Below are 22,361 nucleotides of genomic sequence, written 5' to 3' on the forward strand. Positions count from 1 at the left end.
CTAACGCGATTTAGCGTTTAATAATACCGAAGTAAATCCTGACCGCATATATTCATGGCTTCAGTATAGGATGTTCTCAAAATAGCCTGCGAAGTACACGAATCTGTTATGAATATCAAATGAGGTCCAGGATATCAATATGAGTGAAAACTTCATCCCGTCTTTTTCTCATTCGATCATCGTCACTATCACCCAGGAACCAATCGTGTCCTCTTTCTCCTTTGAGCGTGTCGCGCTCACCATCATCGAAAACGGTGGTGTCAGGACCGTTGGCTTTTAATGTGACTAGATCAGGGCCGACTCCGGTCTGAAGATTGTTAATACGCGTCTGGTAGCTGGCTCCCGAATTCCATTCAGTGGAAATGGCGTTGAGGGCATCCAGGTTCGTATCGAAACTGGTGAATCCACCGATGAGGATATCGTCTCCTGAACCACCTTTGATATAATCTCTGCCTTGACCACCGATCAATAGATCCCGACCACGTCCACCTCTGAGCCAGTCATTACCATCACCGCCCACCAAAATGTTGTTCCCATTTCCACCCGATAAATAGTCGTGTCCGTTCTCTCCTAACAAAGTGTCATTACCAGAGCCACCAATCAGGGAATCATGGCCATCACCACCCCTGAGAATGGCAGGCACAGAGACATTGTTGCTGATATGAACATGATCATTGCCACCTCTGGCCACAACACTGATTTTCTGAACGTCAGATACATTGAAAAACCGTACTGGGAACCCGGATAAGATATTGGCAATCACCACATATTTATGGAAAAAACGAAACACATGAATGTGATCATTACCATTAGTACCAACCAGACTCAAAGTACCATTGAAAAGACCTGTGCCAGCGATGAATGCAGTGACTTCCGCCTGAGTTATACCACCATCATCATCAGTGAGTGTGACGGTAATTGTATATGTACCGGGAAGTGCATAGATATGATTACCATTCAGTGTACCGGCCCCGTCAAGTTCATTAACAGGAACCAATTCCGGATCCGTGCCATCACCCCAGTCGATGCTGGCGGAATGTGCGTCTAGAATACCGAGCTCTGTGAAATCAGCGGAAATCGTAGTTTGCTCAGTCAGAACAACTTCTCCCAATTCAAACGCGTTGGTCTCAAGTCGTGTAATCACCGGAGAGGCATTTTGAACGGACACATTGACTTCAGTCGGTACCAGATGCGTCCCATCTTCATCTTCGAGCATGATCTGAATCGTGTGATTATTGGGCCCCTCAAGGTAAGTGTGAGTAATGAAACTACCGGATACAGGAGAACCCAGAAACTGATCTGTTTGACCATCTCCCCAGAGTACGGTATAGGCAATCACGGTATCATCTCCAGGATCGACAATGTCTCCCAGCTGAAGATTGTAATCAGTCCCTTCAGTTGCTGTGGAATTTCCAGTGAACACAATTGTGGGAGCGACGTTCGCTACGGAGATTTCCTTCGAAGTTGTCACGCTGCCACCATCATCGTCGGAGACTCTGATTCCGACGATAAAGAGGCCATCATCAGCATAGGTATGATCGGCAACTCCAGTGGTGTTGCTGGTTTCAAAAGTGCCGTCGTTGTCGAAATCGAATTCGTAAGTCAGCGGATCGAGTACACCGGCAGCATCAGTTGCTTGAACCATTACGGAAAACGAAGCACCCTCATTGATTTGCGGGCTTTCCGTGATCAAATTGATTTGGGGATCAACATTGGCGACATCAATCGAAATGACTTGGGAAGTACTACCTCCGCTTGAATCAACAACGCGGACTCCAACGAGAAACGACCCATTATCAGCAAAAACGTGGCTTGCAGTGTTGGCACTAGCACTGATTTCAAATACACCATCATTATCAAAGTCAAACTCATAAGTCAGCAGATCCAGGCTTCCCTGGACCGAAGTATTGACTTCAAGTTGAACAGGAGCTCCTTCTTGAGGGGTACTCGTGACAAGTGTTACATTATCTATTTCCGGGTTAACGTTGTTGACAACCACCGGCAGTTCACGCACCAAAATGGGATCAATACTATTGGGATGCTTGATATAGACCTTTGCGCTATAGATACCGTTATTGTCAAAAATATGGTCCACATCAATCAGCAGGAGACCGTCTCCGTTCGGAAGGGCGTCAGCGTTTGTGTATGTATTAGAAGTGCCATCGCCCCATTCGATGATGTAGCTGCTCTCCGGATCGCCTGGATTCTCTGGGGCAGTCAACGCACTTAATCGCAATGGTGCTGGGCTGCCTTCGTTGACAGTCAGCAAAATTGCCGCAACAGGAAAGGTACCGTCTTCATCGACGAGGGTCACGACGATCAAGTGGGCGCCGTTGCCATCTTCAAACGTGTGCTCGATGACGCCGTTTGAGGTAAAGGTTTCGAACGTATCGTCGTCGCCATCGCCGTCGCTGTCGGGGAAGATCGAACCATCGCCCCAATCAACGCGGTATTCAAGCACGGTATCATCACCTGGATCGATTATATTACCCAGAGTCAGCTTGAAAGGCTGAGTCGAGTCGCTCTGCACTTCACCTGCGATTATGACTGTAGGAGCGACGTTAAAGACCGTCACCACATGTGGATCAGAAGCAATCGCGCCATCGTTGTTGTTGACCGTTGCCACGATGTTGTACTCGCCATCGTCCGCATAAGTATGGACGGCTGAAAGTGCGTCACCAGGTAACACGTCTGGGGTGGTGCCGTCGCCCCAATAAATTATCCAGGAGTTGATCAGATCGGGCCCGGGGTCATTGGATGTCAGGTTGATCTCGATCTGAGATCCTTCCGTAATCACTGTATTACCATTGATCGTTGGAGTTGGAGACACATCTTGCACGTTCACGGTCACTGTATTGCTGGAGGTGTACGTGCCATCTTCATCAGTTGCGGTTGCCGTAATCGTATACTGGTTATCGCCATCGGCATACACATGTGTGACTGAAGCGGGATTGCCGGAAACGATCTCACCAGGCACTCCATTGGTCGAAGTACCATCACCCCAGTCGATGATCCATTCACTAATGGTATCATTGCCGGGGTCGATATCCGAGAGATTCAATTTATAGACCGAGCCTTCATCTACCTGACTGTCGCCACTCAGCGTCAGTGTCGGTGCTACATTACTGACTGTGACCGTGACTTCATTTGTGCTGACAAAAATGCCATCCTCGTCTCGGGCACCCACTCGTACGGTATAGCTGCCATCATCAAGATAGATATGAGCCGCATTCGTTTCATTGGGATTCACCAGACTTGTCTGACCGTCGCCCCAATCAACGATCCATTGACTGATGGTGTCTGCCCCGGGATCGGTTGCTGAGAGATTATGAATCGTATATTGCGAACCTTCATCAGCAGACGAGGTGCCGCTATAAGTTACTGTTGGTGCGATGTTCTCCACTCGAACGTTCAGAGAATTTGTGGCCAATGAAGTGGCGCCGTTACTGTCAGTGACAACCGCTGTGACCTGGTAAGCTCCGTCATCGGCATAAATATGGTTGAGTAAGCCGCTCGCACTATTCAGTGTGGACGTGGTTCCATCTCCCCAGTTCACCAGCCAGCTTGACACAGTTCCTGGTCCAGCTGCCGTCAATGTTAACGCAAAGGACTCACTTTCATTGAGGCCAGCGGCACCGCTCAATGCCCGTGTTGGTGGCGGTCCAGCGATCACGTTGACATCGTTCGTTGTTGTGTAAGGGCCCCCGTCTTCGTCGATGGCGTTGACGGTGATTGTGAAGTTTCCACTTGTCGTATAGGTGTGTAACAATCTGGCTGTTGCTTCGTTCGTCAAAGTGGTGCTTGAGCCGTCACCCCAGTCAACCGTATATTCACTAATTGTGTCATCGCCGGGATCAGTTGCGGAAAGATCTAATACATAAGAGACATACTGAGTTGATGAATTGCCACCTGCCAAACTGAGAATGGGATCGGTGTTATTCAATGTGAGTGTTGTAAACACTTCATCAGAACCCTCCGAGTTGGTTGCCCGCACAGCGATCTGATAAGTTCCATTGTCGTCAATTCCAAATTCGATCAGTGTCGCCCAGGTGATAACAGGACTAAGTCCGATCACGTCACCAAACTGACCATCGCCGTTAATATCCCAGCTATAAGAAACGAGACCACCCAGGGCTGGTTCAATCGTGTCGCTTGCGTCGAGCGAAAGTGCATTTCCTTCATCAATCGCGTAAGGGCCACCAGCGGCAGCCGTCGGTGCAGCAATCCGAAGCACTTCATCAATGAATGAGTAGTTGATACCGAAACTTTCACCTGTTACTACGATTGATCCGTTCGGTTCGAAGTGAACTCCATCATCGCTGGTGGGACCATCCACACGATTCGGTTCCGAGGGGGGAGTGATCCCTTTGGTGTCGAGCTTCAGAGTATCAATACCACTTTCATGACCTACGATCTGAAGGTCTGCTCCCAATGTTGTTCCATCGACCACAAACAGATTTGTTCCTGTTCCCGAGTCTAATACCGTTGTGGTGTTGCTGCCGACGGAGAAGACGGTCAGTGTGTCATCGCCTGATTCTCCATTGAGATAGACTTGAGACCCGTTGCCACTCTCGCGAAGAACAATGCTATCATTGTCGGCACCGGAATTCACGGTCGTACTCAGTCCAGCTGGAGCATGGTGAATCACAACGTCATCGTTGCCTCCTCTGGTTTCGACAATGGTTTCAATTACGATATGACGGATACTAACCTGATCAGAGGCATCGGCTGAGCGAACAGTCAAGCTTTCAACACCCGTGTATGTGGCTCTATATGCGTTCGGTTTGGGAAGTGAAGAGTCAATCTGCAGATAGGCCAGACCACCATTTTCGTTGAGAGGACCGGCTTCTCCTCCAGTCGTTATCAGAAGCTGATTGCCGACAATGTTCAGATCTGTCGGATTGTTGAGTCCCACAACACCCCCTGAACCATTGCGTACGCGTTGCACAAAACGAAGTTTACCGGAGTCGATGTCACGAGTAAAAACAGCGACGGTGTCTGCTTCAGCACCTGCGGCAAACAGATAGTCATTGTCACTACTCATTGCCAGCGAACTTAATCCATCGAGGCCTTGTATTCCCTGCGCGCCGTTGCGAATCGAATCGACGAACGTCAGCTGACCAGTGACAGTGTTCCGTGCAAAAATGGCGATCGAATCATCTCCACTACCTACGTACAGGAAGCGTTCGTCGTTGCTCAAAATGGAAGTTTGCGGACTCCTCATATCTACAATACCGTCAACACCATTGGTGACAAACTGCAGGGGCACTAACGCGTTGCCAGTAATTCCGAATACAACCAGATTATGGTTGAGTTCGCTCGAGACATAGACATGCGAGCCGTCTGCTGAGGATGTGATATGAGTCGGTCCATTTAGACCAGCGGATGTTTTCGAATGGTATGTGAGTGTGCCGCTATTGGCACCCGTATAGACCGCTACGGAGTTTTCTACCGGGCTGGAAACAAAAAGGCGATCGCCGACGATTTCGATTTGGTTTGCTCCGTCCAAACCATCGGCACCACTGACGCCATCAGCCAGGATAAGCGGAGACCCGCTGACGTTGCCGACGGAATCCAGGTGATAGATCAGCAATGAGTCTTCGGTAGGATTCGTGATGTAGAGAAATTGCCCGTTATCGGAGACAGCAATTGATCCCGCGGTTAGAATGCCGGGAATAATCACACGCCCCCTATTCGCACCGGTGTTGGCATCAGTAATCGTCAGCGTGCCCAATTTTGAACTGAGCGTGTAAGCCGTGTTTCCAAAAACGACAGTTTTGGCGTCCGCTTCGCCTGCTTTATTCAGACTTTGATTTTGGGGCTGTCCCTCTCTAAGAGTGTCACCAGAGTTAGGAGCGTGACTCACATAGAGCGAAGCGAGAGAAGGATCGATGCTGTAGCTGACGCCGTCGCTTGTCATAGTGATGTCTTGAATTGTGGTCGGTCCGTTAATTCCCCCAGGATCAGAACGATTGAATATGCTTGGGTTGAGCGCCCCGTCGAGCACTTGAATCTCAGCAGGAATGAGAGGTTCATACGGTGCTGGGGGAATCACGCTATTCGTTACCCAGGCTACCGTACCGTTCGCCCGGTACAGTACGAAGTTTCCGTCGTTTTGTATTCTTGCACGTACCGCGGGGTTGCCGGGTTCGAAAGTTCCTGAATTCCAAACGACGGAGGCGCCGCCAGCACTATAGAGGACAAGGTTCCCGTCCGTCTGCATCCTGAGGAAAGCAGCGCCGCTACCCTGTGTTCCGAGGCTCCAGATTACTGGGTTTCCCGTGGTGTCTCTCAGATTAAAGATCACCAGGTTGCCATCGGGTTGTAAGGTGAGCCGCACAGCACCGTTTTCAGAGTAGATCGACTGCCCCAGATGCAAATCTTGGTTGCCAATCAATTGATCAGTTCCAATAGGCCGCGTAGTTCGAGTGTCGAAACCGGCTATCAAGGTTCCGGAAGGCTCGTGAATATCAAGTGCGGTAACGTCCGTTCCTCGTACGCTAAATTTAGTATTGATTAAATTCAAATTGCGATCGTATCGGCGGATTCCTGTGGACGTTCCGACATACACATATTGGTTTGTTGCGGTCACCGATTTGTAAGGAAAACTGTCGGCCCTGTCGGCAAAGGAATACTCTTGGCCTAAACGACCACGAGAAGATATGATCTCCACATTGGCTGGGTTACGAAACTTGAAGATCCCATCGTCTTCAACGACCCCGCGAAGTCCATTTTGACCCGACGTATTGGAATCCCATACGGCGAAACCGTCGGCTCGATAGAGCACAAAGTTCCCGTCCGTCTGCATCGTAGCGCGCACAACACCCGTATTTTGCGTGACGAGCTGCCACAGTAACCGGGGAGCAGGGAAACTCACGTCGTGCAGCACCAGGTTTCCATCATGTTGTAGAGTAAGCCGTACAGCACCGTTCGGAGAGTAGATTGACTGACCAAGGAATAAACTCTCGCCGGGGGTTAATTGTGAATCGACGAGGATATGGCCGTTCAAGTTGACATCGTAACGATGAATACCATTTTGTGTCGTCACGTACACTTCGCTACCGTCAGGCGTGACGGTGATGTCGGTAAGCGTGCCCCCGGGGACTTGGAGCCCCCCAACCCTAAGCTGACCGTCTGTGGGGTCGCGTTCGAACCAAGCCAAGAACCCGCCAGCAGTCGCATAAACCCGCGAATTGAGCCCCATGGTAATGCCGGTAAATGATTGGCCGGGCATGTGTAGCTGACTTCTATAGATCAGCCGACCGGTTTCTGAAACACGTTCAAAAATGGCAATCTTCTGGTCATTGAAACTTGCAACATAAACGTGGCGTCCGTCTGGGCTGACGATCACATCCTGCGCCCCATGGAGTCCATCAACGCCGTTAATCCCGTCGACGAGAACCTGGATGAATTCCAGGTTTTGAGTTCTGTTGCCGTTGACATCCAGTTGCCGTCGATAAACTGCGATGTGTGAACCGCCTGTAACATAGACGTGATTTCCATCTGGACTATCGGTGATCCCCTGAGCTCCTGCAATACCTTGTGCGGAAGTTGGAAATTGTGTGGTGTCAAACGAAAAATTCTGAGCTGCGTTTTGATGAAGCAGGTTGACCCCTTCGAGAATCTGAACCTGATCGTTTTCGATTGTGATGAACTGCGGATTGTCAACGTTGTCTTCCACGACCAGCGAATCGGCTCCGCCCAGGCCAGCAGTGAAAACAACCAGCTCCGCCCCCAGGGCGTCAACAATTGGATTACCATTTGCCTGAATTCGCCCATCGCTGTATTCCCAAGAGACCGAGTCACCCGCAGTGGAATTGTCAATGACCAGCCGTTCGACGCCGACGCCGAGTTGCCCAAATTCTGATGGATTATCTGGAATGAGTAGAATCGCTTCATCACTTCCATCATTACCGATGATTTGAGTCAGCTTGGTGCTGCCGACTGATTTGAGTGTGATCGTATCATCGCCCAAACCGCTATTGATTGTGGTAGCCGTTAATTCGGAAGTACTTTCGACAGTAAAATGGTCAGAACCGCTACCAAGGTTGATCGCGAGGTTTTCAATGTTGGTATAAGTGATATCATTGAGTCCCAGGCCGGTGATCGTATCGCCTGTGAGCGCGCCATTTCTATCGACGGTGTCGTGTGTGCGATCGATGATCAGGGAATCGGATTCGGTGAGGCCGACGATTCCATCGACTCGGACCGATGATGAAGTAGAATGAATCGTCAAGACGTCAGCGAGAGATCCTAACGAAACGTCAACGAAGTCGATATCTGAATAAGTCGATGTGCTGCCACCGATGACGTCGAATGTATTCGCAGTGAGAGTCGCGGTGAGTGGACGATCGTTATTGAAATCGTCCTGAGCATCATTGATCAATAATGTGTTGAAACCACGTCCGCCATCAATGGTCGCTTGAGACCGGTGGTCAATTTGAATGATATCATCACCACGATCTCCAAAAATCTGGTCAATTCCAGCGACACTGATCAACAGGTCGTCATCCCACCCGCCGGTGATGAAGTCATTATCCGAGCCGCCATTAATTGTGTCGTTACCATGACCACCGTCGATAACATCAGCGCCTGCTTCACCGAAGATTGTATCTTCACCATCTTCGCCCAGGACGATGTCATCGCCCGCACCAGCATGGACAAGGTCATTCCCCGCACCAGCGAAGATGAGATCATTTCCACCGCCGGTGAGAATGGTGTCGTCACCACCCAGGCCGTGTACTTCGAGGGCCACGTTGGAGAGTCCCGAGAAGTCGATCCGATCGTTATTTTCAGTTCCTACAATGACAACGCGATCGACGTTGGCGTCAAATGATTGAGTCACTAAACCCTGACCAGGCAAATTAGCGGTAACGATGATGCTACCGTCTCTGCCACTAACATCGATACCACCAGAGTCGTTCGTGCTACCGTGCACTCGATCGTCAGCAAATAGTCCCGCGTTGATTCTGAGGACTTTCTGTTCGGCCTCAGTGAACTCGGTTCCCAGGCCAGGCTGGCCTGCGGGCTGTTTTGAAACTGAGTATCCCAGGATGTTACTTAACGAAAGACCGAGATTGATGTTCGAGGGGATCCCCAAACCGCTGAGAGAAACACTTTGCGTGATCGTTTTTAATAATAGAAAGATACGAAAGCCGCCTGAGAAATCAAAGCTACCTTCAATATCGATGCCGGCATCGAACAAATTGATGACATTCTGCGGACTTGACAATTGGTCGGTCACTGCAAAAATCTCATTGAGCCGCAGTTTGCCATCTTCATTCGGATCTTGTAGATCGAAGAACAGATCGCCAGCTAGACTGGCATTTGCATTGGCGAAGAAGACTCCGATATCGACCCCGCCACCGCCACCGATGTCAAGCGAAAGATTGAACTCTCTGCCGGGACTATTGCGAATGTAGAACCCATCGAGCAGATCTTTATAGTCGGGTATTATACCGGCTCGTGTGGAGTCAACGATGGTTTCCAAGCCGGATGAATCATACACAAAACTGATTGGTTTCAGGTCCAGGCTGGCACCGGCGTGGATGCCGAAGTTGAGTGCTTTGAAATCAAACCCAAAATCGCCACTCAGATCCAGCGAGATCGCCGGTAAGTTATAGCTCACAATATCGAATGGATTCCCGATCAACATGTCAAGAATTTCACCCGGTTCGATAATATCTAGATTGAATCCACCGCGCTGCAATCTCTCTCCGTAAAGTGAGGTAAATACGTCAGAGTTGATAGTGCCAGCCAACGATGTTTGTGTTCGATTGAATTTCGGCTCGTTTGGAGCGGCGTCAAAGTCGTATTCGTACGAGCCAAAGTTGATCGGATCGCCATTGTAAGTTTGCAGGAAGTCTGCAATCTCAGCAGGGAGATCAACAATATCACCAACAGCATTGAATAGTGGATTGAGTTTGTCCCCCACACCCGAGAGGCTCAGGATAGACGGTTGGCCAAAACCCATCGCGGGTCCGATTACATTCAGAATCGGCAATGGTGCATTGAGAAATCCTACACCCGCGTCAAGCCCCACGCCAAAGACGTTTAACAGCGGCCCTAGCGTTCCACCCACTAGATTGGCCATTGGTGTGACAATACCGTTAAGCAGTGGAGTGACATCGAGTGTTACGTTGTTGAATGCCAAATGGTCGATATCTGGGATCGTCACAAATTGATTCGGAAGTGAAAAATATCGATGACTGACCGATGCGTCGACGTTCAAATCGAAGGTGATTTCTGGCAATCCCAGCGAGCCGTCGATGAAACCAAGTTGCTGTTCGGAATACCCGGGAAGAGAGCCAGTATCAGTTTCGAAATGTAACTTGATTTGTCCGTCGACATCGATTTGCGGTGTCAGCACATCAGGAACATGTTTCTGATCGATCTTTTCGAGCAATTCCTGGTGTGTGACACGATCAAACAACGCTTGATTCGGGCCAATCAAAAATGCATCAGGATCGGTTACAAACGAATCATCATTAATGTCGACAGTGAAGTCGATGGTGAACGAAGTGTTTTCTACTTGTCCGGTCTCCGGATTGACGGTTCCATCTACAACACTACCGTTGACTAATCCAAGCGCAACATTTCCACTCAGTCCGCTTGGTGCTCCGGGAATTTCCTGTCCGAAGGCATCGGTTGCTGGAGCAGCAGTAATGTCAATTGTCAACCGGATTTCTTTGACTTCTTCTCCTGCGTCATCGACGGCTGCAGCGTTGATGAAGAATCCGGGTTCGACGCTAGTTAACTGGTTTCCAAGTGTAACGCCCCAGCCCAGGTAGGCTTCCCAGTCGACACTTACTCTCAGGCTGCCTGTTGTCTCAATCGAGAATCCCAGATTTGCCAACGTGTCGGAACCGGTCAGAGCTTCGAAGTCGATTGTTGCATCAATGGGAATGTCAATGTGAAACTGTTGCGCCAGATGGACGTTCCACTGTACCCATTCGCTATCTTCGACTTCGTCACCGTTCGTGAATAGATCGATACCGGAGGTACGGACGACATCGGTGGTGTCAATAACGGTGCCGAGATCAATTCCATCCTGTAAGGCATTGAGTCCGTTGGGACCGAAGACCTGGAAGATTGTGCCTTCGTAAAGTTCGAGCAGACTGGCATTCTCATCGGCACCAGCTTGGGCGAACGCGAATTCAACGTTCGAACGCAGTGATTCGCGCATGTCGTCCAGCATTGTGAGAAACGGATCGACTGCAGAAACAAGTTGGTCGCCGATCAGCGGAATCTGATTGACCGCAGCGGCAGCGTTATCGATGGTCTCTTCAAGATTGACCAGCGCACTATCAAATCCCTGTATAAAGTCATCGGCGGTGTACTGGGAGAGGAGCTGTTCTATCCGGTTGCCATCCAGATCGGCTGTCAGCATCAGTTTTGGTTCAAGCTGTTCAATCTGAACCTGTTGTGTTCTAGCATGCCTATGGTTACGTTTGTTGGCATGCCGGCGGCTACGTTTACGGAGATTCTTCAACAGTTTTTTGCGAGTCATTACAATTCTCTAGGTTGTGTTGGGTCGGGCTGTCTACTAACAGCAACTGGGCAAGGTCGGCGGACTTATCAGCTTGGGGCCCCTTTAACTTCAAGAACGCAAGCGCCTAACGCATACTGATGAAATTATGCGAAGAAAGCAGGATCGAATCGGCAACACTCAGCGCAACTCACTTATTATGAAAGAGTTGCGGCGTCTACCCGAGAGATGAAATAATCTATTGCGCAGTCGGTGTTTGACTCGTTAGCCAAGAAAATGTTTTCCAGTCGCTATCAAGATAGACTTTGCAATTGGGAAGGCCATCGACCAGTTTCTTAGCACCTTCAGCGGTGATTTGAGTCGAGTAGAGCATCAAAACATTCAACTGGGGTAATTTGATCAAATCCTCACAACAGGCATCAGTGATCTCGGAACTCGTGATTTGAATTTCTTGAAGCCGCTTTAGTTGATGGAGGTCGGCTAAACCAACATCGGAAATTTTGCACTCCTTGATGTGGAGAACTCGCAATTGCTTCAGTTTGGTAATTTCATTCAACCCACGATCTGTCAAAATTGATTGACTATTAATTTTAAACTCTCTTAGATCGGCTGATTGAGGAATGTTGGCCAAACCGGTATCAGTAATCCTGGAATTATATATTGTGAGGATTTGTAAATTCTTTAGTTTAGACAGCTCTTCCATACCGCGATCTGACAAGAACTCACCACCTAGTCTCAGACGGTACAATTTGGGTAGTGAGTGCAAATGATACAGCCATTCGTCAGATATTTCTGAGTCAGCTGGTAGACTCAGAGATTCCAGACTCTTGATCTGCGCCAGGTTCGAGAATAAGGTTTCGGTGACTTTGAAGTCTGAAAGAGCTATGGACTTCAAGTTCGGGATGTCTCCCAATCCGCCAAGCCCATCCGGAGTAATGAGGGGTCCCGACAGCTCAATAGTTCTGAGGGCTTTAAATTGCTGTAGTCCAACCAAGCCTTCGTCAGTGATTGGGGTATGCTGGAGCGTTAGATATGACAGTTGTGGAAACTCCTTTAGATGCTGTATTCCCGCATTGGTCACGTGAGTACCACGTAGAGAAAGGGTCTCTAAATTTTTGTGTTGTTTGAGATTCAACAGACCACGATCTGTGATATCGGTTTGATCAAGTCTGAGATCTTTTAGATGAGGAAGCTTTTGAAGGTGTCGAAGCCCTTTATCAGAAATGTGCGTGTATTCCAGTCCGAGAGATTCAAGCGATTCGAATTGCACCAGGTGTGCCAGTCCCGCGCTAGATATTGAGTTCTTACTTAAGGTCAAGTACTTTAGATTTGGGAGATCTGTTAGCAGCGCCAGACCACGATTACTCAATCCTGAGCTATAAAAATTGAGATCGAAAGCATCTTGGAGCGACGACAGACTACGCAGAACATCATCAGGTACCGGTGTCGTTTTCAAATACCTGTGACCAATATGTACTGTTTGTATTCTAAATGGCTCCGATGGCAACTGGCTGACTTGGAAGACTTCAAATGTTCCGGAATTGGTCTGTAGTTCAATGATTCCACCGGCCGTCAGGACTCGCTCCGCCGCCAGACGATCCGGATCAATCGGCGTCAGCTTTATCTTGTCTTTGTTCTTCGTCAGCAACGGCACCAAGGCTGCTAACAGCAATAGCACCACGACGATGGCAGAGATCTTCCAAAACGGCTTAGATCTCAATGTGGAATTGCTATCAGCTTCGACAGGTAAAATAGAATCCCAGAGACCGCTCTGTGTTGATTTCTGGCTGTTATCTGATGGCGAGAACTTTTGAGCGAGCGCTCTCAAGTTATTTCCGGCGGTGAATGATTCCAGAGCTTGGACAAGTTGTCCGGGATCTTCATATCGTTCGCCTGGACTCTTCGCCAGCAAGCGATCAATGATCGCAGCTAATTCGTCAGGGAGTTCCATTCTTCGTTCCAAGATAGAGGGAGCAGGTTCTTTTATCTGAATCTTCACTCTTTCCGAGACTGATGTAGAACTCAGATGCTCGAACGGTACTTCACCGGTTAACAGTTTAAAAAACGTACAACCCAGGCTATACAGGTCTGCTCGGATATCAACGTCATGAGAATGGTCAATCTGTTCGGGAGCCATGTATCCGAGCGTTCCCATAATCTGACCTGCTGAAGTCAACTCACCTTCAGCTGGTTCACCGTTTTGAGCTTCGATAGGTTCATCACCCTGAATGAGGGCCAACCCCAGATCGAGAATTTTGACCTGTCCGTCGGTGGTTAGCATCAAATTCGACGGTTTAATGTCACGGTGGATCAAGTCGTGTTGATGGGCATACTGCAAACCCACGGCAGCCTGCCGAATAATTTCGCATGCATCGGCGATTGGCAGAGGCCCCATTCTCTCGACGAGGTGTGAAAGATCAATTCCATCCAGATATTCCATCACCAGAAAATGCGTACCGTCGATTTCTCGTGCGTCGGTTGCACCGACAATATGCGGGTGATTCAATCGGCCTACTGACAGCATCTCACGTTCGAATCGAGCAATTCTTTCGTCTGAAACGTGGCTTCCAGTAGGCAGGATTTTTAAGGCAACGACTTTGTCCAATTTGGTGTGTACCGCTTTATAAACGGTACCCATTCCACCTTCACCGAGTTTGGCAACAATGCGATATTGGTCAATTTGTTCGCCGACCAGATTAAGTTGTTCTCGCTCCTTTTCTTGATGATCTTTTGCAAGGTGATCGATATATATTGAATCCTCTGAACCAAACTGTTCGATTTGCTTAACAGCGCGTTGGAATGCCGGATCTTTCATGATCGGCTCTTCATCGAGAGGTTTCAGTACGGGGCTTCGTGTGTTTTTGTTCTGCGGGTGATACTGGGCGTCCAAGGCCGAACGGCAATCAGCACAAGACTCAAGATGTGCAAACAACTCATCAGCCGATTGTTCAGGGAGATCGGCTGTGATTAATGCTTGCAACTGTTCGTGGCTAAGGCATTCTGGATTGGGCATTAGGAGCTCATATATTTAGATTCTGTTGAATCAATTATCACTCTTTTGGTGATCGCAAATTTTATATCTGATCACAACCCGCTTCGATCAAGTCTATGATTTTGATTCGCGGTTTGTTTGTATTTTGGGTATTCCAATTGAGTAGTACTGTTCCAATCTCTTATTCGAAAAACGGTTTCCCTAATATTATAAAACGATTGCGCCTAACGCGAACTTATGGAAAAGCTCAAAAAAGTTTAGAGATGCAAAAGTAGCTTTTAACTCATTCACCACGTATAAGTTGCATCGAGCCAATAATTCACGATAAAAACTGGAACGTCAATTATGGTTAGTCGATAAGATCGGCAAGTTCTTCACGTAAACGTCGGCGAATCCGATAGCAAGCCTGCCAGACTGCTTGCTCAGTCATCTTAAGTTTTTCTGCGGACTCGGCTGCCGTGTAACCATTGATTACCACGAGCCAAAACGCTTTTCGACTCTGTTCCTGAAAGCTGCCATCTAACAATTCCACCGCACGTCGCATGACCATCCCGTCTTCGGCTGCTTCCGTTTCTTCGAGTTTGGATTCGGGTAGCTCTTTTAAATGGTTCTGCCAGCCACTTCCACCAATAGCACTCGTATGACCGCGCATTTTGCGAATCATATCACGAATTTTGTTGGCGGTGATCGTACGTAACCAGCCTCGAAAAGTGCCGTTCCCTTTTTTTCGGAAGGAAGCAATCGAGGTTGAAACAGAACGAAAGACTTCCTGCATTACGTCAGCAGCATCGTCTGGACTCAATCCAGATTCGTTTCGACACCAATGGTAAACCAACGGACTATAGATGTTAACCATCCGTTCCCATGCTTGCTGATCATGTCGTTTGACACGATAAAGCAAACTCGACGATGTAAATGCACTCGCTCGATTATTCAATATAATGGCCCAGTAATTTTATCTCTCTTATAAATGAATCATATGTAACATGATTGCACACGTTATCTGAGTTCTCACAGGTTTATCGAATAGAGTTGTGGTCAATTGTTGATTATACCTAGAGATTATTACTCGACTACAATAGATTCAGAACTATCACTCTGTTTTTTGACTTCAATTCAAAAAAAACAGAGTGAATGCGATCACGAATAGTCCTAATTGTGAAAGATCCACAATTTATGCTTGCATAATTAGGCCATTTATGAGCTTCTCTCTATAACCTTGCAACTGTTCTTCATTATGATTGCAGATTAGGCTAACAAGCACGAGCATGAATAGATCGAATACCTGAGATCCGAGAGTCAGATTCTTAAAGAAAAGATGGCAAGAATCGCATACAGTTGAACGACAGCATCGATGCGATGCAACGCGGTAAACAAGTTTACTGCCAGAATCCGCTGACGCGCACGGTTTGGGAAGCCCGCTAGATGCGACTGTAGGCAAAAAGCAGGCGTCACCACGCGGATGGGAAACCAGATCCATTCGCACTCGGCTTATCGCGCAGCAGAATAAATTAACTACACGAGGGATAAGTGGGGGAACAAAAAAGGCCTTCGTCTGAGTGACGAAGGCCTTGTCGTTGTAAGTGTTGGTTTCAAATTGATTTGAAAAAGTACACCCGAAGGGATTCGAACCCCTAACCCCCGGTTCCGAAGACCGGTGCTCTATCCAGTTGAGCTACGGGTGCATGTCTCTTTTAGACTGTCTTTCGCAGGCTTTGGTTACCTGAAAATTAGCGGCATTGCTATTTTTTTGTTTCCTTGCCATGGAAAAACAGGTGCAACTTGTTATCTCTACTTATGTTACTGAAATTAGAAATGGATGCAACTGTTGAGGAAGAGGATTCTAGCATTCCCACGATAAAAAACAAGGGACCTTCATTTTCGCTGATTGCTTCATCGAATTCGATTTTTAAAAAAGGAGACGGCGCCTCACATCCTACTTCGTGCAGGCTTCGAGTCTGCCAGAAACAATTCAATTTGCGTATCGGAATCGCTTGCTACTTGACTATCTACTCGGATTCGGTTGTCATAGTGGTAATTACGTAAGAAAGTTAATTTGTTTGGATTGTCAAGACTTTCTGGCGAATTGATTTTGAACGGTCAGCTCTAGCGGAGTTGCCCTGATCCTTGCCCCCGCTTCTTATCAAATGAGAGGTCCTGCCTGTTATGAAACGTTCTCAAACTTCTGTTCTTTTTTCATTTTTGATTGTGGCTCTGCTATTCAATCTCAATCTGGTCGCCGCTGGTCAGGAAAACCAGCCTTCTTCTAAAAAGCCCAAACTGGCCGGTGCACGGCCTGTGATTCATGCGATTAATTATACTTCGATTCAAGAAGCCATCGATGCGATACCGGATGAGGGGGGAGTGGTTTTGTTACCACCCGGTAAGTTTGAAATTGATCAGCCTCTGGTGATCACCAAGGGCGATGTGTTAATTATGGGAGCTGGATCTGCGACACACATTCATAACAAAAACGAGTCAGGGAAAGATGCGATTGCCATTCACCCGCCAGCAGACGCCAAACTTCCTGATGGGAAGAAAGATCCCAAGCCGCGTATCTGGCGTGTGCAGTTACAGAATTTTCGGGTCACCGGAAATGAGAAAAGCGGACGGGGAATTAATGCGAAGTGGGTACAAGAAATCTATATTCATGGTGTGACCTGTAGCTATCACGGCAGTGACGGAATCTTTCTTGATTTCTGTTTTGAAGATCCACGCGTTTCCGACTGTTTGATTACTTACAATAAAGCAACTGGTCTGAATACGATCGGTTGCCATGATATCGTCGTTTCTGCCAATCACTTTGAAGAGAACCTGGATGCACTTCACTGCATGGACGGTTTTAATCTATGTATGAGCGGCAATAACCTGGATGACCATCTCCGTGATGGTGTGATCATTGAAAATACCTACGGTTCGATCGTCTGTGCCAACATGATTGAAGAGTGTCAAGGTCGGGCGATTGTTCTGGACCGGGAATGTTATGGGATTACGCTGTCTGCGAATGTGATTGCTCATAACGGCAGCGGCATTATTCTGGACGACGCGCACGGTTGTGCCGTCAGTGCGAATACCTTCACTCTGCTGGCTGCCGATGCGTTGCGGATTGGTCCCAAGTCCGGACGGATTACCGTCACCGGGAATAATTTCTCGAACAGCTATATTGGCAATGGTAATGTCAAACGTCGTACGAATGACCTGAAAGCCGCTGGCTTGACGCTGGACAAAACGCGTGGTGTTACGGTTTCCGGTAACCTGTTTTCTTCTGTCCGTCCCAAAGCCGTTGAAGTGATTGAACCGACGACGAATGTGATCTTCGGAAACAACCTGCTGATTGATGTGGAATCGGATCATAAAAAACTGAAGGATTCGATTATCAAAAATATCTTGGAAACAGCGGCTGAACCCGTCAAGCCGGAGTCAAAGCAGGCTGATTCCAAGTAGGTTACCAGGGGAAAGAAGAGGCAGTCCGAATTTTCCTGTCTGACAGGTTTTGTTTCCAGGTTGCTGTCAGCCGGTTAACGTCCAGAACAGAGTCAAGGTGCTCCCGTGTATCAGGAGCACCTTGATCTCTCATATCATCTGGATTAGAGCAGTCAGAAACAGGCCGTCAAAACGTGGTAAGACTGGATGAAGACGCTGGAAGAGGCTGGCGTCCGAATGTTGAAACGACAGAAAACCTCATCGCATTCTGATGAGCTTCAACAGAGGTTGCTGGCTTCTTTGTTTATTCCGCAGTCTGCCAGCAAACAGCATCGGGTGCCGACGGTATTGTGTCTGCATCAAACCAATTCAAAAATAGGCAAACAAGAGCTGACAGGAATGAATAGACTGCCAAACAGTTCTTTAACACTCATTTGAAGCAAGATGTTGTTTGATCTTAAGGGGCATGAAAGTCTGTTCTATTTAATGAGGTCATATTCAGGCCAATCGTTGATCTGGTTTACCCAACGATGCATTTGCCCGTCAATCAGAGATGATAAACTCTTTTTCTCTTTTCCATAGCGTGTATTGAATAGGATGGCCCAGTTGATTCCGTCGCGCCGTCTTACCAGGATCGTTGATGTTCCAGGCAGTGCGCCGTTGTGCCAATGATTTTCGCTACCCCGCAGGTTAAAGGGTCTCACCGACCAGCCACAGGCGTAATAGAAGGATTTCGGATCTCCGTTCTGATCAAAACCGGCCAGTCCTTCCGGACGCTGAAACATTTGTGAGATCGTGGGCGCTTTGAGAATCGGACATTGCTCACGGTTATTGAATGCGGTTGCAAATCGGACCAGATCTGGTGCGGATGAAATCCAGCCGCCATGAGAATCCATCGCTTCCAGATACCAGGCACCATAGGGTTGAGGCACCTGTTCCACTCCCTCTTCCGAAAATACAGAGGTGCCTACTCTGGGGCTATAGTATTTGACTTCATTCGGCTCGCGGTATTTCAGTAGCGTTTTTCCCAGCTTTGTCTGAGTCATTTGTAGAGGGTCACAGATCTCTTGTTGAATATACTCGTGATAAGGCTTTCCGGCTACCGTTTCAATGACTCTGCCCAGCAGGCAGTAACCGAAGTTTGAGTAAGCAAACCGTTCTCCCGGTTTGAAGTCGAGAGGCTGTTTCAGCATGACCTGAATCACGTCTTCGGTTTCTGCAGGAGGTTTCGTTCCCAATTGCTTCGCGAAAGAAACCGAACGGAACATCGGGTCGAAAGAGGCACTTCGATCCCAGCCTCCAGTATGGTTAAGTAATTGCTGTATCGTCACCTCTTTCAGTCGAGGATCTACACCCTGTTGGGAAAGTTCATTCTGGTAACTCTTGAGAATATCGAAGACTCTGGTATTTAATTCCAGTTGATCCTCTTCAACCAGTTTCATGATCGCGACTGCGGTGATCGGCTTAGAAATGCTGGCGATCCGGAACTGGCTGTTGGGTTGAACCAGTTTTTTCTGTTCCTGGTCTGCATAGCCGAACCCCCGCGCATAGACGAGCCGCCCCTGATAACTGACGGCGACCGCGGCTCCCGGAGGTTGGTGCTCCAGCAGGAATTCTTTGACGGAACGGTCCAGGGATGCGAACTCTTTTTGTTCTTTTCCTGAGACCGGAATCTCATCCGCGTTTTTCCAGATAGAGGATTCCGTTTTGTTTTCTTCTTTCACCCAGATAGCGTTGAAAAAGGGCTGGTTGTTAATTCGATAGCCATCGATATTCGTGAGTTGGTAATTTTGATCCTGCATTTTTTTGTCTTCTGCCTGGAACTGTTTCAGGGTCAGATGGAATTGTGACATCCAGGCGGGTTCCGTTTCTTTATACCAGACTGCATGGTAGACAGGATTGCGATCAATGACATAGCCGCAGAGATCAATCAGACGAAAACCCTGAGAAGAAACGTCCTCGAAGATTTTTTGAAACTGGTCTGAAGGAACATTACAGGTCGCATCCCAGGTGACATCATTTCGTTTCACCCAGATCCCGGCATGGACCGGTTGGTTATTGAGCATGTAGCCATCCAGTTTAAACGGAATAAAACCTTTCTGCTTTAACTCATTGAGTGTGTCTTGTAGTTGTGTATTCGAAAGTGAATGCCGAATGATATGTTCGGCTTGCTCGTTCTTTTCCCAGCTTACAGCGAATCGTGATGTGTTTCCCCGTTCGTAGCCGCTGATGACAACTGGCTGAAAACCTTCACTGGCATATTGTTTTTGTTTTTCTTCCAGCTGGCGGGCGTCGAGACCATGGTGGGCCTTCCATGCTTTCTGGTCTGGTCGTTTCACCGCAATGGCCATGAATCTGTCGAAGCGTTTTCCCGGCGTGACACTGACATCCGTGAGTGCAAAGCCCTGTTTTTTGATCCGTGTGATGAATCTCTGATAGCTGGAAGAAGTTAATTGCAATTCGAATTCCGTCTCTGCCGCGTTCAGAGGAAGTGTCATGAATAACAGGGCAAAGAGGAAAGGTCTCAGGTAATGCATTTTTATTTCCGATTCAGGTGACAGACAGGGGGCAGAATGGTATCTATAATGATATTCCACTGTCAGGATGGTCTTCAAGCAGAATCCAGATCGATGTGATCTGGTTTCTTAATTCTATTCTGATGAACGGTACCGCAGAGTCAATTTTATTTCTCAGGAATGCTGCCAGGTGAAGGGCACTCATTAATCATGAAATCAATATATGTCAGACTGAGTCTATTTTGTATCTGCTTCTGTATTTTCTCTCAGGTGAGTCATACTGCTGATCCCGTTCTGATTGCCCATCGGGGGATGTTACGGCACGCTCCGGAAAATACGCTGCCGGCGTTTCGTGTCTGCCTGGATTTGCGGATTGGTTTTGAACTGGATATCCGCACGACAAAGGACGGAGAGTTGGTGATCATTCATGATGACAGCTTGCCGAGAACAACCAATGGTCTCGGAAAGTCCATTCGTGATGTGACATGGGCGGAAGCACAGCAACTGGATGCGGGGCGTTGGTTTGATCCGGTATTCGCCGGGACGCGGATTCCCACTTTGGAGCAGACGCTTAAGTTAATCAAAGAGAGAAAACAGGGGGACACAATCATTGCGCTGAATATCAAGCAATTGAACCCCGACGGCGAAAAGAAACTGGTGGAGTTGCTCGAAAAAAATGATCTGTTCGAGGACAGTTTCGCATTTGATCAGAGTGCGGAAATGAGCCAGCGGTTGAAGAAACTGAATCCTCGCATTCGGATTGGACAGAACGTCAACCGCAAGAGTATTGACGCGCGTTTAAAAGAGAATCAGCTGGATGTGTTTCTGCTGACGTTTGTTGCAGAGAAAGCGGAAGTCGATCGACTCAAGCAGCAGGGGAAACAGGTCCTGTTTAACTTTGGTGGTTCTGGCGCGGGCCGACGCAATCCTGAGGTCTGGAATCAGGTTCGTGCTGCAGGCATTGAGGGCATTTTGACCGATTATCCTCTGGAATGCAGGCAGGTCTGGCGGGACGCGGATCAGCAGACGAAAAACTGATTCCGTGTCGGCTCAAATCGATCTGGCTTTTTTGTGTGTAAACGCGTGCTCGATCAGTGATTGGTCGAACTGATCAGGAACTTCGCCTTCTGCTGCGAAGAGGTAGATCGCGGCAATCAGAATCGAATGGATGGCCGAAGAGACCAGTGAGACAAGTAAGATACAGACAATTCCGGTTGCGATCATAATACCACCAATGACTGCATTGACCGATCCGATCATGATGAAGCCGCCTACAATCAGCCCAAAGATGGGGATCATCAGCAGGAAGACAATCAGGCCGATCCCGAAGTTAGCGACCAGAGACTCACCCCAGGTTTTGCGAAGAATACCTACTGAGCGTTTCATGGCTTCGAAGGGATTTTTTTTTTCCACAACGAGAACTGGGATGACGAAATAAGTCGTAATCGACCAGGCCATGCCGAGCAGCCCGGCGACGAGTTGCCCGATCTTTTCTGATTTTGATTCGATCAGCCTGAGAATGAAGCCCACTGTTGCACTAACCAGTGCCCAGCCTGTGATTTGCGGCAGCCGATTCAGGGCAGACGAAAAACCGTCGCTGAGAGTGGGATTACCCCCTTTGAGCCGGATGATGGCACAGGACATTAACGCTGAGTTGAAAAAGATAATGACGAAGTAGTTCACGAAATAGAAGGCAAATAGAATGACATAGGCCAGCGGATCTTGAGGGGCCTGATGCTCATTCATAATGACCGTGACGTATTTACTATTGATCAGCGGGAGTGCAAAGCTGGCCAAGACCATCAGGCAGGCAAAACCGCTCATGATCGGGAACAACAAGAGTTCTTTATCCAGCATCAAGACGCGGAAACTTTGTTTGGATAACGCCCATCCGTTGGAAATGCGGCTAAACATAATCATCAATCCTCAAGAATGATCTCTG

The 22,361-nt window shown here is 48.2% G+C and carries 7 protein-coding genes and 1 tRNA gene; 2 read left to right on the plus strand and 6 right to left on the minus strand.

The features are described 5' to 3' along the window. Positions 1–115 precede the first annotated feature (115 nt). The 4 genes from Enr17x_RS09190 to Enr17x_RS09210 all read right to left on the minus strand — a co-directional run bounded on the left by Enr17x_RS09190 (position 116) and on the right by Enr17x_RS09210 (position 16,165). On the minus strand, positions 116–11,509 hold the full coding sequence (locus Enr17x_RS09190; protein ID WP_145308021.1) for a PKD domain-containing protein: 11,394 nt from the start codon (positions 11,507–11,509) through the stop codon (positions 116–118). 217 nt (positions 11,510–11,726) lie between these two features. Continuing rightward, the gene (locus Enr17x_RS09195) at positions 11,727–14,501 is read right to left on the minus strand and encodes a protein kinase domain-containing protein (protein WP_145308024.1); all 2,775 of its coding nucleotides are present in this window, start codon (positions 14,499–14,501) and stop codon (positions 11,727–11,729) included. Between the two features lie 328 nt (positions 14,502–14,829). Then, the gene (locus Enr17x_RS09200; protein WP_145308026.1) at positions 14,830–15,336 is read right to left on the minus strand and encodes an RNA polymerase sigma factor; all 507 of its coding nucleotides are present in this window, start codon (positions 15,334–15,336) and stop codon (positions 14,830–14,832) included. A 755-nt stretch (positions 15,337–16,091) separates the two neighbouring features. Further along, a tRNA-Arg gene (locus tag Enr17x_RS09210) sits at positions 16,092–16,165 on the minus strand. Between the two features lie 481 nt (positions 16,166–16,646). Here Enr17x_RS09210 and Enr17x_RS09215 point away from each other — a divergent pair. Further along, the gene (locus Enr17x_RS09215) at positions 16,647–17,924 is read left to right on the plus strand and encodes a right-handed parallel beta-helix repeat-containing protein (protein ID WP_145308028.1); all 1,278 of its coding nucleotides are present in this window, start codon (positions 16,647–16,649) and stop codon (positions 17,922–17,924) included. A 458-nt stretch (positions 17,925–18,382) separates the two neighbouring features. On the opposite strand, the gene Enr17x_RS09220 is transcribed toward Enr17x_RS09215, so the two are convergent. Further along, positions 18,383–20,440 (minus strand): serine hydrolase, encoded by a 2,058-nt coding sequence (locus Enr17x_RS09220; protein ID WP_145308030.1) that lies wholly within the window; start codon positions 20,438–20,440, stop codon positions 18,383–18,385. Positions 20,441–20,629: 189 nt separating this feature from the next. Here Enr17x_RS09220 and Enr17x_RS09225 point away from each other — a divergent pair, with 189 nt between their 5' ends. Further along, positions 20,630–21,457 carry a glycerophosphodiester phosphodiesterase gene (locus Enr17x_RS09225; protein WP_198001058.1) on the plus strand — a complete coding sequence of 276 codons (828 nt, stop codon included), beginning with the start codon at positions 20,630–20,632 and terminating at the stop codon, positions 21,455–21,457. 12 nt (positions 21,458–21,469) lie between these two features. Here Enr17x_RS09225 and Enr17x_RS09230 read toward each other — a convergent pair whose 3' ends face one another. Beyond that, positions 21,470–22,333, minus strand: a complete 864-nt coding sequence (locus Enr17x_RS09230) for a DUF6159 family protein (RefSeq protein WP_145308034.1) — start codon at positions 22,331–22,333, stop codon at positions 21,470–21,472. Between the last annotated feature and the right edge of the window lie 28 nt (positions 22,334–22,361).

This window comes from Gimesia fumaroli, assembly GCF_007754425.1.
Taxonomy (GTDB): domain Bacteria; phylum Planctomycetota; class Planctomycetia; order Planctomycetales; family Planctomycetaceae; genus Gimesia; species Gimesia fumaroli.

What these genes read in the sequence shown, in the direction of transcription:
- Enr17x_RS09190 (WP_145308021.1), bottom strand. Translation starts at nt 11,509, where the DNA reads ATGACTCGCAAAAAACTGTTGAAGAATCTCCGTAAACGTAGCCGCCGG.
- Enr17x_RS09195 (WP_145308024.1), bottom strand. Translation starts at nt 14,501, where the DNA reads ATGCCCAATCCAGAATGCCTTAGCCACGAACAGTTGCAAGCATTAATC.
- Enr17x_RS09200 (WP_145308026.1), bottom strand. Translation starts at nt 15,336, where the DNA reads ATGGTTAACATCTATAGTCCGTTGGTTTACCATTGGTGTCGAAACGAA.
- Enr17x_RS09215 (WP_145308028.1), top strand. Translation starts at nt 16,647, where the DNA reads ATGAAACGTTCTCAAACTTCTGTTCTTTTTTCATTTTTGATTGTGGCT.
- Enr17x_RS09220 (WP_145308030.1), bottom strand. Translation starts at nt 20,440, where the DNA reads ATGCATTACCTGAGACCTTTCCTCTTTGCCCTGTTATTCATGACACTT.
- Enr17x_RS09225 (WP_198001058.1), top strand. Translation starts at nt 20,630, where the DNA reads ATGAAATCAATATATGTCAGACTGAGTCTATTTTGTATCTGCTTCTGT.
- Enr17x_RS09230 (WP_145308034.1), bottom strand. Translation starts at nt 22,333, where the DNA reads ATGTTTAGCCGCATTTCCAACGGATGGGCGTTATCCAAACAAAGTTTC.